The following is a 12,225-nucleotide window of genomic DNA, read 5'->3' as shown; positions in this document are numbered from 1 at the left end:
TTTTTCTCTGTTATCCGGACAAATTTCCTATTTTTGCTGACATGGTAATTCAGGATCGTACAACGCTTGTGTTATTGGCCCTCAAAGGGGTACCGGCCCGGTCGTTTTTCGACATTGCCGACCTGACCGGCTATCGTCGTGAGCAACTGGCCGAAATTTTCGATACGTCGCTGAAGACGTTTCAGCGCTACGAGCGGGAACAGAAAAAGCTGAATCCGCAGGACAGCGAAAAAGTCCTGAAGATAACGGCACTGTTTCAGAAGGGCGGGCAGGTATTCAGCTCGGTCGATGCGTTCCGGCGGTGGATGGATAAACCTGCCTATGGCCTTGGCAATCAGATACCATTTGACTTATTACACACATCCGGCGGCATTGACCTTATCATGGATGAGCTGATCCGGATCGAATACGGTGATCTGGCATAATGGAGATCTTCCGTATTACGAAAACGCAATATGCCGACCGGCTCGTTGCGTCGGGTGGCGCTGCCCGCTGGAATGCGCGCGGCCGGTTTGTGATCTACACGGCCGCCACACGGGCGCTCGCCTGCCTCGAAAACGTGGTTCACCGCTCCGGCGAGGGCCTGCAGGACAGTTTCTGGGTCATGGTCATCCGGATACCCGACAGCGTCCGTATCCAAACCATTGCCCCCGACAGCCTGCCGCCCGACTGGTTTGCCTTCACGAATTACGCGCAAACCCAGCTGACCGGCGAAAACTGGCTTCTCGGCGGCCAAACAGCGGTGCTGCGCGTGCCCTCTGCCATCGTCACTCAGGAATGGAATTACCTGCTCAATCCCATACACCCGGATTTTTCAAAAATTCGGCTCATCCGGACCGAACCCTTTATCTTTGACCCGCGTATTAAAGAGTGAGTGAATGAGTGATTGAGCGAATGAGTGGCTTGCTCATGCTGAAGCCCTTCGCATCTCTGATAAAATCCGCTCAATCACTCATTCGCAATTAAAACATGTCTAAAAAAGTAAATATCGGTTTAGTGCAGATGGCCTGCTCGGCAGATGTCGAGGCAAATGTGCAAAAGGCCATTGACGGCATTCGCGAGGCTGCGGCTAAAGGCGCGCAGATCGTCTGCCTGCAGGAGTTGTTTACATCGCTTTATTTTTGCGATGTGGAAGATCACCATAATTTCAGTCTCGCCGAGCCCATCCCCGGTCCGACGACCGACCGGATGAGTGAGGTGGCCAGAGAATGTGGGGTCGTGATTATTGCGTCGCTGTTCGAAAAACGGGCGCAGGGGCTTTACCATAATACCACTGCCGTGCTCGACGCCGATGGTACGTATCTGGGTAAATACCGGAAAATGCACATTCCGGACGATCCGGGCTACTACGAGAAGTTTTATTTTACCCCGGGCGATCTGGGCTATATGGTCTTTGATACCCGATTTGCCCGCATCGGTGTGCTGATCTGCTGGGATCAGTGGTACCCGGAAGCCGCTCGGATTACGGCGCTGATGGGTGCGGAGGTCCTCTTTTATCCAACGGCCATCGGCTGGGATACGACCGAAACCGATCCTGCCGTTAATCAGGAACAGTACAATGCGTGGCAGACGATTCAGCGCAGTCACGCCATTGCCAACGGGGTGCACGTCGTATCGGTCAACCGTGTAGGCCGGGAAGCGGATCAGCAGTTCTGGGGTGGCTCCTTTGTGGCCAATCCCTTCGGATCGCTGCTGTATCTGGCCCCGCACGAAGGCGAAACGGTGCACGTCCAGGAGGTTGATCTGGCGCTGTCGGATCGTTACCGGACAACATGGCCGTATTTCCGTGACCGCCGCATCGACTCGTATCAGCCGATTACCAAACGATATATTGACTAACGCTTGTCGTTACTGGTTGCTGCGTTCTGCATTAGGTAGTCGTCTATGGAGGCTTCAACGCAGCATACAGTAACGCAGCATCCCCAAAAACGTGTATGTTCCGCATCCTGCTCCCATCCCTGCTCCTTATCGGGGTCTTGTACGCTGCCACCCGCACGCCGGAATCCGGTAACGCACAACCGGCCGGCCGGCAACCCGTGGCCGCAGCCCGTCAGCTTCCGCTTACCCCGCTGACGCCAACGCCCCGTGCGTCGTTCCGTCCGTCGAACCGGAAAGGCTACTGGAACATTGATGTGGTGGACGACTTTACGCTGCCGGCGAATAAAGCGCTGATTTTCTGCGGGGCCGGCCGGAATCTGCACGTCGATCAGGACTGGAGTAAGCTCTTCCGGCGGGGATTTTCGGCCATCGACGTGAGCCGGATGGTGTTGGGGCAGGAATATGCCAATGACCCGAATGCCATTCCGAAAGGCTGGAAAAGCCGGCTGAAACAAAGCCAGCGGGCCCAGTGGCTGACACAGGGCTATTTTGCTGATGAGCCGTTCCGGCTGGGCTGGGCCGCCAACAGCGAGCTGGCCGAAGAAACCTACTACCGGCGTCCGCAAGGCGATCCTAACTGGCGGCAGTCGCTCTTTCAGGCCTCAATGGAGCTTTGCGGTTCCTGCATCGGCTACGGCGACTGCCCGCCCGGCCAGATGAAAAATACCAACGGTTTTGTGATTCTGGATATTGAGAACGAAGGCGTCAGTATGTTCAGGCAGCAGGAACAGGCCAATCTGTATGCCTACATGATGAAAACCCTCAGGGAAAACGCCGGTCCGGCAACACAGATCGGATCGATTGCGCCCGTGCCGCACAACAGCTATGGCGCTTCACGGGCCTCCGACTACCGGGCCGGTCTGGAGTGGTTATGGAAGAAACCCGCCAGACATACGCAGACAAGCCGGCAGCGGGGTATGTCCGATGATATTATCGGCAAGTCCTATGCTGACTATGCCGATTTTCAGATGCCGGGCACCTATTATGTTTACCCGGACTTTGACTATTCCATTGACCACAGCGCCGACAACGGACGCCACTGGCTGGCTTCTTTACTGGGTGAGCAGGAAGTAAATAAGGCCCTTTCGCCGAAAAGACGGATTGCCTGGCAGTGGTTGTACAATACCCAGAGTTCCGACTTTCCAAATAGTGGAAAAGCCTCAAACGCGGCACCACCAGCCATTGCCGAGGGCATGAGCGTCTTTTACTGGTTTACGGGGGCCTATGGCGCTATTTTCTGGGACGACCACAACGCCCTGACTCCCGATCAGCCCACACCGACGGAGGGAGCCCGTATCGGTCTGGGCAACGACCGGAATTATGCCTGTTACGAACATTACCTCCATGGCTTATGGCGTATGTTTAAACACCATGGTGATTTATTTAACGGGCGGGAAAAATACCTGAATCAGGCAACCGAATGCTCGTTTGATGGCGGACAGACCTGGCAGGCGCTCAACGCCAATCAACTGAAAACCAGAAAACTACCCTACGCCCGCGCCATCGTCAACGGAAATCAGATTCTGATTGCTGCCACAATGCCGTATGCCCGGCCGGATCAGACAACGGCTGTCCGGGTGCGTTACCTGCAAGACGGCTATTCGTTTTATACAGAAATAAAACTCAGAGGTGATGAAATTTATCTGGGGCGCGCCACCATGCCAACACCCTAGTCAGGCATAGGCTTCGGACTCCGACCAGGTCAGTATCTGTTTCTTTAGTTTAGCCCGTGACCGGTTCAGCCGCATTTTGATGGCGCTGATACTGATGGCTAGTTGCTGGCTGATCTCCGAAAACTCAAGGCCTTCGTAATACCGCATTACCAGCAACTGCGACTCTTCGTTTGACAGCACGCTCAGGGCTTTAGGCAACAGAAAAAGCTTTGGATCAACGCCGCCTTCGCCATATTCATCGGCGATTGACTCCAGACCGTCCAGCGAAATACGTCTGGCACCGTCATGCGTCCGTAAACGGGTCAACACAAAGTTGCGGGTCAATGCGTATAGCCAGGTCGAAAACGAAGACCGTCCTTCAAAGTAGTTGATTTTCTGAAACAAATGCATGAATACATCATGCGCGTAATCCTGCGCCAGGTATTCATCTTTCGTAATCTGTAAGCATTTCTGATACACCCGGCGGTTGTACCGCTGATAGATTACCTCGAAATAGCGTTGTGAGCCAGTTGCCGAAAACAAGCTGACCAGTTCTTCATCCGTTATCGTTTTCAATGCTGTCAGTTTCATAGCGTTATGATGGTAATACCCGGGGTAAAACTACTATCGTGCCATCAGCCGGCTACTTATCCTTGCGTTCCCTACCAAATCAGTATACTGCCTGTTTTACAGCGACTTACTCATACACAAGCCGGTTTATTTCAGAGCAAACGGGCACCGGCTATAGTCCCGGAGGTGATAAAAAACTCTTCAAATCAGACATCATTCCAAAATATGGAAATTACCGTATTATGGAATAAAAAGGCTAATACATTGATTCACTGGCAGTTTTAACGCCGCTCTCAGCCTTTTCTAAGCTTTGTTTAAGGAGTCTCTAAGAAGTATATACGAACTTTGCGGGCTGACACTGAGCGCTCAGTTGCGCACAAACCACATGACCAATGCTAAGAATCCGTACAATCGTCTACTCATCGTTGCCAATCGCCTGCCTTTCTCCGCCAAACAGACTGCTGAAGGAACCGAATTGATCCAGAGTGCCGGAGGACTGGTGTCGGCCGTGCTTTCCATGGCCGAACAAATGGGGCAGTCCGCCAGTGACCAGACGCCCAAAATCCACTGGATTGGCTATGCGGATGCGTCCGTCCGCGAGCTCGGGGCCACGGCGCTGGAAAATGATAATTTCGTTGCCCATCCCGTTTATATGGACGACACCACCTACAAAGAGTATTATGAAGGCTTCTGCAATGACCTGATCTGGCCGCTCTTCCACTACTTCCCTTCATTTGCTTCCTTTCAGGACAGTTATTTTGAGCGATACCAGCAGGCCAATGGCTTATTTCTGGAGAAAGTAAGGGAGATTGCCCGCCCCGGTGACCTGATCTGGATCCATGATTTTCAGTTGATGCTGCTGCCCGATCTGGTCCGGCAGGCCATACCGGATGCGTTGATCGGCTATTTTTTCCACATCCCGTTCCCGACCTACGAAATTGTTAAGCTGCTGCCCCGTACCTGGCGGCAGGCCCTGGTGAATGGCTTACTGGGGGCCAATGTCATCGGATTTCACACGGCCGATTATGTACAACACTTTTTGCAGAGTGTGACAGAAGTGCTGAGCCTGCCCATTCTCGGCCACCGCATCGTCTTACCGGACCGATCGGTCATTGCCGGTGATTTTCCGATCAGCGTTGATTTCAACAAATTCAACATGGGCGCCCGGACCAGTGCCGTACTCGACACCAGAAACCGATTCCGGGACGAACTCCGGACCCCGAAAATCATCTTTTCGGTCGACCGGCTTGATTATGCCAAAGGGATTACTTACCGCTTACAGGGCTATGAACGCTTTCTGGTACAGAACCCCGAATGGCACAACAAGATCACATTTGTGATGACGGTCGTTCCTTCCCGGGATCAGATTCCGCACTATCAGGAAATCAAACGGGAGATCGAAGAAACCGTCGGCCGGCTCAACGGACTGTTCGGGACCATCGGCTGGCGGCCTATCGTTTACTCGTACATGTCGCTTTCCTTTACCGAACTGCTTGCTTTGTACACCGCCTGCGACGTTGCCCTGATTACCCCGATCCGCGATGGCATGAACCTCGTCTGCAAGGAATTCATCGCGACCCGTTCCGACGATCAGGGGGTGCTCATTTTAAGCGAATTTGCCGGAGCCGCTCAGGAGCTTAACGATGCGTTACTGATTAATCCGACCGACACCCAGGAGGTTGCCGATGCCATTCAGCAGGCGGTTAGCATGCCAGCGGCAGAACAGGCAGAACGGATGCAGGTCATGCGCCGACACATTCAGAATCATAACGTATTCCGGTGGAGTCACCAGTTTCTAACAGTGTTAGATGAAAATACAACCCTGAAAACCAGTATCGAAACTGACTTGCCACTCGTATCGTTCTGCAACGCCTTCGAGGGTGCCTCACGGCGGTTATTGCTCTTCGATTTCGACGGAACGCTCTCCGCACTCGTCGATAATCCGGCCGACGCCCGCCTGTCTGCCAGTACGGCACTGGCATTGCAGCGGTTGTCAGAAACCAGTGAACTGGTCGTGATCAGTGGCCGTAACCGGGCCTTTCTGGAGAAGACGTTCCGCCATCTGCCCGTACATCTGGTAGCCGAGCACGGTGCTTTTCTGAAACAGCCGGATCAGGACTGGCAGCGGCTGGACCTCACCAACGAAAACTGGATTGACTCGGTGAAGGCGATTATGCAGCCCTACGTTGATCTGTTTCCCGGCTCGTTTATGGAGTCAAAGGAAACCACCATTGCCTGGCATTACCGGATGGTGCAGCAGGAGGACAGCGAGCTTAACGCCACGGAGCTTGCCAGCCAGCTGCGGAATCTGCCCGTTTCGGTACCGCTGACCGTAATCCAGGGAAATAAAGTAGTGGAAGTAAAACCGGCCCAACATAGTAAAGGCACCGTTGCCCAGCTGATCGTCGAGCAGACCCCGTTTGATTTTATCGTCAGCATCGGCGACGATACTACTGATGAGGACATGTTCCGGCAGTTGCCCAACTGGGCCTATACCATTAAAGTAGGTCCGGGTCATTCCTTTGCCCGCTACCGGCTGGCCCGTCAGATCGATGTCGACGTTTTACTGGCGCAAATGAGTAAAATACCCGTTACCTTGTAAGATGTCAGCCGAAAAAACGTCATTTTACCATCGCCTACTGACTTTTCTGGACAGGCGGCTTTTTCACCGTATCTATGCAGACCATGTCCGGAAACTTGTATTACAATCCATTCCCTTCTGGATAGCGTCAGTACTGACCGGGCTGGTTGCGGTGGGGTACGAACGGATTTTCAGCTGGGCCGAAACAATCTGCCGCCACTGGATTGCGTATACGCCGGTCCGGGCCTTTCTGATTACGCCGCTTAGTTTTCTGGCTGCCTGGGGGTGCGTCTATCTGCTGGCTCCCGCCGCACGCGGAAGCGGCATTCCGCAACTGATGGCAGCTATTGATCTGGCCACGCCCTCCCGCCACCAGCGAATCGGGTATTTACTCGGGCTGCGGGTAGCGTTCGTAAAAATCGTCAGCAGCGCTGTCCTGCTGCTCGGCGGCGGTGCAATCGGCCGGGAAGGTCCTACCATACAGATTGCAGGCGCCTTGTTTCAGGTTATCAACCGGCTTCAGCCCAAAGGGTGGCCGCAATTATCCCGCAAAATAGCGCTGATTACCGGTGGCGCAGCGGGCCTGGCCGCCGCATTTAACACCCCCCTCGGAGGGATTGTCTTTGTGGTCGAAGAACTTACCCAAACCCATATTACCCGCTTCCGTACGGCCATTTTCACGGCGGTCATCATCGCCGGAATGACCGCGCAGGCCATTCTGGGACCTTATCTTTATCTCGGCTATCCGCCGGTCCCGGCCACCGGCTGGACCTTTTTAGGCGTAGCCTTCATGACCGCCCTTATCTGCGGACTGGCCGGTGCGCTTTTCGGTAAACTCCTGCTCTGGCTGAACAGCCGGCGTAAACGGTGGAGCACGTTACCGCAGCAGGTGGTCTGGGTAACCGGCTGTGGCTTACTGATGGCCATCCTTATTTATTTCGCCGGAGATTACGCAGCCGGAACGGGCAAACCCCTCATCAATCACCTGCTGTTCCGGCATCCGGAACCGATACCATGGTACGTTTTTCCGGCCCGAATAGCCACAATGGCATTAAGCTACAGCAGTGGAGCAGCCGGCGGAGTATTCGCAACATCGCTCAGCGCAGGGGCCGTTCTGGGCAATCTGACGGCAGAGCTAACACACATTGCCCCAAAGGATCTGCCAGTCGTGGTGTTAGTGGGCATGGTTAGTTTTTTAACGGGTGTGGTACGCTCGCCCTTTACGGCAGCTATCCTCGTACTGGAAATGACAGACCGGCATTCGGCCATTTTTCCGCTCTTGCTGGGCGGTCTTACGGCTCAGCTGGTGGCCACCATTGTCGATCCGCACTCCCTGTACGAACACCTTAAACATAATTTCTTTCAGGAAGCACTCCACGCCGGCAAAGCGACGGAGGCTCCCGAAAAAAGCACACAGCACCCCGGCTAGGGCGACAGTCGGGCCAGCTGCCAGGCGCCTGCTGCATCTTTTGCATACTGAATCCGGTCATGCAGACGGCTCGGCCGGCCCTGCCAGAACTCGATTACAGACGGGATAACCCGGTACCCGCCCCAGTGTGGCGGACGGGGAATGTCCTTACCCTCAAACCGGGCTTCCAGCTCTTGCTGACGCTGCGCCAGAACCTCGCGGCCGGCAATGGCATCGCTTTGATGGGATACCCAGGCCCCGATCTGACTTCCGCGCGGCCGGATGGCGAAATACGCATCGGATTCCTCCGCCGTTACTTTCTCTACTGTGCCTTCTATCCGGATCTGGCGTTCCAGTTCCACGAAAAAGAACGTCAGCGCGGCGACCGGATGCGCCGCCAGCTCATGGCCTTTCCGGCTTTCGTAATTGGTGTAGAAGACAAATCCGGTATCATCTACCTCTTTCAGGAGTACAATCCGGCCGGCGGGTTTACCGCCGGCACCGACCGTAGCCAGATGCATGGCATTAGGTTCGGGCAGACCGGCTTTCAGCGCCTCGTCAAACCACCGGCGGAACTGCTGAACCGGATCCGGCAGTACATCGGCGATGTCTAATCCCGCCAGGGTATAATCCCGCCGCATATCGGCAATTACATTCGACATATTTTTAAAAAGTTACAAACTGTGTCAGTGACGTCAGAAAACACCGTAAAATGAGTAAATTTCTCGCGTTCAGCTACTGATAAAAATCACCTTATAGGCGAAAACAGGCTCCATTCCCGAAAAAAAAGGGTGAATTAAGTTGGCATATGAAGCCAAATCCCATATTTCCGCTTTTTCTTTGTACTTTTGCAAAAGTAATCGGTACGCTCCCAACATGGCAAACGAAGAAAAAGAAATCAAAGATCAAGAGGATTTGACCAGTAAGTCAGCCGGTATGTTGGAACTGGATGTAACAGAAGACGCTGCTGCCCGCTCTGCGGATCAGGATGTAACAGAAGACGCTGCTGCTCAGTTCAACCAAACCGAAACAGCAGAATCCGCTGAACCTACAGTATCTGAACCCACAGCCTCAGCCGTTGCTGAAGAAACACCCGAAGAGTCGGTTACCGCCGAAGTGAGTAACGAAGCTCCCGTTGAAGAAGCCGCACCCGCCGCAGAACCAACAGCAGCCGTTACCGAAACGGCTCCCGAAGCTTCTGTTCCTGACGAACTGGTAGCCCAGTATGCAGACATCCCGGACCTCGGCGATGATGCGCAGGCTGCGGCTGTAGCTGACTACAGCCAGTTCTCGAAACAGGACTTTGTTGATTTGCTGGATAAGCAGTTAACGACCCTGAAAGCAGAAACCGTTTCGCCCGGCGACTTCAAGCGGGCTGACGATGTGCTGAAGGAAGTTAAACCGCTTTTCGACCAGATCAAGCAGGGAGAACGCTCGGCAGCCCTGCAGAAGTATGTTCAGGAAAACGAGTCAGAAGAAGGATTTACCTTTAAATCTGACGCGACGGTGACGCAGTTTGATGATTTGTACAAGCAGATCAAAAACCTCAAAAACACGTTTTTCCAGAACTTAGACAAAGCGAAAGACGCCAATTTCGCCAGCAAAACAGAACTGCTCCGTCAGCTACGTGAACTGGTTGAAAATGACGAGAATAACGCCGGTGATCCGAAAACCAGCTGGAATGAATTCAAACGGATTCAGGACGAATGGAAAGCCGCCGGTAATATCAACTCGCCGCATAACGCCACCCTCTGGGCAACATACCATGCGCTGGTTGACCGCTACTACAGCAACCGGAACATCTACTTCGAACTCAAGGAACTTGACCGTAAGCGTAATTCATCGCTGAAAATTGAGGTGATTGAGAAAGTAGAAGCCCTCGCCAAAGACGCTTCCGAAAAGTCAGTTACCCGTCAGGTTATCGACGAAGCCAACTCACTCTTCGAAGAGTATAAGCACATCGGTCCTGCCCCTAAAGCAGAACAGGAGTTGCTGTGGCAGCGTATGAAAGCCGCTCTGGACGCGTTGTATGAAAAACGCCGCGAACAAACGGAAGAACAGCGCAAGGAAGCGGCTCATCTGTACGAAGCCAAATCTACCATTTACGAAACACTGATTCCGTTTACGTCGTTCAGCTCCTCGTCGATCAATGAGTGGAACGATAAAACGAAAGAAGTTATGGCGATCCAGGAACAATGGAATGCCATTAAAGGCTCAATGCCGCGTGAAGAAGGCAAGGAACTGAGCAAAAAATTCTGGTCGTCGCTGAAAACGTTCTTCCATAATAAGGGCGAGTTCTTTAAAGAACTGGAAAGCAAGCGTGAGCAGAACCTGAAGCTCAAGACAAGCCTTTGCGAGCAGGTTGAGGGTATTCTTGAATCAGGCGACGACAGCCCGGAAGCGACGCAGACGGTTATTGATCTGCAGCGCCAGTGGAAATCGATCGGTCAGGTTCCGGAAAAACATAAAAATACCATTTTCGACCGCTTCAAGCAGGCCTGTGATTCGTTCTTCAACCGGAAGCGCAACAAAAACCTGGAAGTGGAACGCGAGTTCGAAGAAAACCTGGCAAAGAAAATTGCCCTGATCGAACGCATTGAAGCAACGGCGAAAGAAGGTGGTGACCTCTCGCAGCTGAATGCGTTTAAGAAAGAATGGTCTGGCATCGGTTTCGTACCGAAAAAAGACATGCAAAGCACTCAGAAACGGTATATCAACGCGATCAACTCACTCGTTGGCGCAACAGGCAAACTTTCGTCGAAAGAGAAAGAGCGTGTGATGCAGGAAAACGAAGCTGAGTTCTCACGCGACCGCGGTGATCGTGACGGTGGTTCGCGGGGTGGCAATTTCAACCGTGGAGAAGGAGACATCCGTCGCCGGATCTCTACCCTCGAAAACGACATCGCCACGTACCGGAACAACATCGAGTTCTTTGCCCGTTCGAAAAATGCCGATAAACTTAAGGCAGATATTGAAAAGAAAATCGCTTCGGCACAAGCCCAGCTGAACGACCTTCGTCAACAGTTGAAGGCCGCACAAGGCTAAGCGAACCGCTATATTGTTTCTCCAAAGAAGAGATTGGCACCAAGCTGATCTCTTCTTTTTTTACCCGTCTTTCAACGCCTGACAAACACGGCACAAGTAGAAAACCGGATGCTGTGTCACAGGACATTTATCTGCTCCATTCGCTGCGCTTGCCATCTGGTGAATGACGAACATTTATCACATCGTGTGACAACGATTATTGTATCCCTGTTCTGCCAAAAAGGGCTAATGGGAATCGTTTTTTGCATTTTTTTAACCAAATAAGCGCCTATTTTTCAGGATAGTACGTTATTTTGGGATTTATTTAAGGCTTTTTTTTCTAAACAGGTATTGCGTCATATCATAAAACGCACTACTTTTGTGCCACAATTAAGGTAAACGCTCCGGCAACGGACATGCCTTAAACGTAAAGCCTCCATAGCTCAGCTGGTAGAGCAACTGACTTGTAATCAGTAGGTCGTTGGTTCGATCCCGACTGGGGGCTCTAAATCAGAAATGATTTGCCAATTCAGGGTTATATATCGTTAATCGCCCGTTAACATTGCCTCCATAGCTCAGCTGGTAGAGCAACTGACTTGTAATCAGTAGGTCGTTGGTTCGATCCCGACTGGGGGCTCTAAAATCAGAAATGATTTACCAATTCAGGGTTATATATCGTTAATCGCCCGTTAACATTGCCTCCATAGCTCAGCTGGTAGAGCAACTGACTTGTAATCAGTAGGTCGTTGGTTCGATCCCGACTGGGGGCTCTAAAATCAGAAATGATTTACCAATTCAGGGTTACATATCGTTAATCGCCCGTTAACATTGCCTCCATAGCTCAGCTGGTAGAGCAACTGACTTGTAATCAGTAGGTCGTTGGTTCGATCCCGACTGGGGGCTCTAAAATCAGAAATGATTTACCAATTCAGGGTTACATACCGTTAATCGCCCGTTAACATTGCCTCCATAGCTCAGCTGGTAGAGCAACTGACTTGTAATCAGTAGGTCGTTGGTTCGATCCCGACTGGGGGCTCTCTTCAAAGCACATAGCCTACGTTATGTGCTTTTTTTATTCCTCTCCCCCGCCCGGAGCCTTTAGTTGGCTTTTC

The 12,225-nt window shown here is 52.5% G+C and carries 9 protein-coding genes and 5 tRNA genes; 12 read left to right on the top strand and 2 right to left on the bottom strand.

Features of this window, described 5'->3' with window-relative positions:
- Positions 1-41 precede the first annotated feature (41 nt).
- The 4 genes from BLX24_RS02145 to BLX24_RS02130 all read left to right on the top strand — a co-directional run bounded on the left by BLX24_RS02145 (position 42) and on the right by BLX24_RS02130 (position 3,551).
- Positions 42-425, top strand: coding sequence for an Xre family toxin-antitoxin system antitoxin (locus BLX24_RS02145; RefSeq protein WP_071501783.1), 384 nt, complete (start codon positions 42-44; stop codon positions 423-425).
- Positions 425-874 (top strand): RES family NAD+ phosphorylase, encoded by a 450-nt coding sequence (locus tag BLX24_RS02140; RefSeq protein WP_071501413.1) that lies wholly within the window; start codon positions 425-427, stop codon positions 872-874. The genes BLX24_RS02145 and BLX24_RS02140 overlap by 1 nt, the downstream gene beginning before the upstream one ends.
- A 95-nt stretch (positions 875-969) precedes the next feature.
- Positions 970-1,839 carry a carbon-nitrogen hydrolase gene (locus BLX24_RS02135; protein WP_071501412.1) on the top strand — a complete coding sequence of 290 codons (870 nt, stop codon included), beginning with the start codon at positions 970-972 and terminating at the stop codon, positions 1,837-1,839.
- 95 nt (positions 1,840-1,934) lie between these two features.
- A complete protein-coding gene (locus BLX24_RS02130; RefSeq protein ID WP_083421753.1) occupies positions 1,935-3,551 on the top strand; it encodes a hypothetical protein in 1,617 nt (538 codons plus the stop codon).
- Here the strand turns inward: BLX24_RS02130 and BLX24_RS02125 are convergent, their stop codons facing one another.
- Entirely contained in the window at positions 3,552-4,121 is a 570-nt protein-coding gene (locus BLX24_RS02125) for an RNA polymerase sigma factor (RefSeq protein WP_071501411.1), read from the bottom strand.
- A 364-nt stretch (positions 4,122-4,485) separates the two neighbouring features.
- Between BLX24_RS02125 and BLX24_RS02120 the strand changes: the two genes are divergently transcribed.
- Positions 4,486-6,702: a bifunctional alpha,alpha-trehalose-phosphate synthase (UDP-forming)/trehalose-phosphatase gene (locus tag BLX24_RS02120; RefSeq protein ID WP_071501410.1), complete on the top strand. Its 2,217-nt coding sequence runs from the start codon at positions 4,486-4,488 to the stop codon at positions 6,700-6,702.
- A 1-nt stretch (position 6,703) separates the two neighbouring features.
- Entirely contained in the window at positions 6,704-8,110 is a 1,407-nt protein-coding gene (locus BLX24_RS02115) for a chloride channel protein (protein ID WP_071501409.1), read from the top strand.
- Here the strand turns inward: BLX24_RS02115 and pdxH are convergent.
- Positions 8,107-8,751 carry a pyridoxamine 5'-phosphate oxidase gene (pdxH, locus tag BLX24_RS02110; RefSeq protein ID WP_071501408.1) on the bottom strand — a complete coding sequence of 215 codons (645 nt, stop codon included), beginning with the start codon at positions 8,749-8,751 and terminating at the stop codon, positions 8,107-8,109. The two genes, BLX24_RS02115 and pdxH, sit on opposite strands and share 4 nt — an antisense overlap.
- A gap of 214 nt (positions 8,752-8,965) precedes the next feature.
- Here pdxH and BLX24_RS02105 point away from each other — a divergent pair, with 214 nt between their 5' ends.
- The 6 genes from BLX24_RS02105 to BLX24_RS02080 all read left to right on the top strand — a co-directional run bounded on the left by BLX24_RS02105 (position 8,966) and on the right by BLX24_RS02080 (position 12,149).
- Complete coding sequence (locus BLX24_RS02105; protein ID WP_071501407.1) at positions 8,966-11,134, top strand: DUF349 domain-containing protein; 2,169 nt, start codon at positions 8,966-8,968, stop codon at positions 11,132-11,134.
- Positions 11,135-11,545: 411 nt separating this feature from the next.
- Positions 11,546-11,618 (top strand) — tRNA-Thr (locus BLX24_RS02100).
- Positions 11,619-11,677: 59 nt separating this feature from the next.
- Positions 11,678-11,750: transfer RNA gene (locus BLX24_RS02095), tRNA-Thr, on the top strand.
- Between the two features lie 60 nt (positions 11,751-11,810).
- Positions 11,811-11,883, top strand: a tRNA-Thr gene (locus BLX24_RS02090).
- Positions 11,884-11,943: 60 nt separating this feature from the next.
- Positions 11,944-12,016: transfer RNA gene (locus tag BLX24_RS02085), tRNA-Thr, on the top strand.
- A 60-nt stretch (positions 12,017-12,076) separates the two neighbouring features.
- Positions 12,077-12,149: transfer RNA gene (locus tag BLX24_RS02080), tRNA-Thr, on the top strand.
- Positions 12,150-12,225 lie beyond the last annotated feature (76 nt).

Origin of the sequence: Arsenicibacter rosenii (genome assembly GCF_001870735.1) — a bacterium.
Classification (GTDB): Bacteria; Bacteroidota; Bacteroidia; order Cytophagales; family Spirosomataceae; genus Arsenicibacter; species Arsenicibacter rosenii.
The sequence above is the reverse complement of the archived record's forward strand: the minus strand, read 5'-3'. Positions and strand labels throughout refer to the sequence as shown.

What these genes read in the sequence shown, in the direction of transcription:
- BLX24_RS02145 (WP_071501783.1), top strand. Translation starts at nt 42, where the DNA reads ATGGTAATTCAGGATCGTACAACGCTTGTGTTATTGGCCCTCAAAGGG.
- BLX24_RS02140 (WP_071501413.1), top strand. Translation starts at nt 425, where the DNA reads ATGGAGATCTTCCGTATTACGAAAACGCAATATGCCGACCGGCTCGTT.
- BLX24_RS02135 (WP_071501412.1), top strand. Translation starts at nt 970, where the DNA reads ATGTCTAAAAAAGTAAATATCGGTTTAGTGCAGATGGCCTGCTCGGCA.
- BLX24_RS02130 (WP_083421753.1), top strand. Translation starts at nt 1,935, where the DNA reads ATGTTCCGCATCCTGCTCCCATCCCTGCTCCTTATCGGGGTCTTGTAC.
- BLX24_RS02125 (WP_071501411.1), bottom strand. Translation starts at nt 4,121, where the DNA reads ATGAAACTGACAGCATTGAAAACGATAACGGATGAAGAACTGGTCAGC.
- BLX24_RS02120 (WP_071501410.1), top strand. Translation starts at nt 4,486, where the DNA reads ATGACCAATGCTAAGAATCCGTACAATCGTCTACTCATCGTTGCCAAT.
- BLX24_RS02115 (WP_071501409.1), top strand. Translation starts at nt 6,704, where the DNA reads ATGTCAGCCGAAAAAACGTCATTTTACCATCGCCTACTGACTTTTCTG.
- pdxH (WP_071501408.1), bottom strand. Translation starts at nt 8,751, where the DNA reads ATGTCGAATGTAATTGCCGATATGCGGCGGGATTATACCCTGGCGGGA.
- BLX24_RS02105 (WP_071501407.1), top strand. Translation starts at nt 8,966, where the DNA reads ATGGCAAACGAAGAAAAAGAAATCAAAGATCAAGAGGATTTGACCAGT.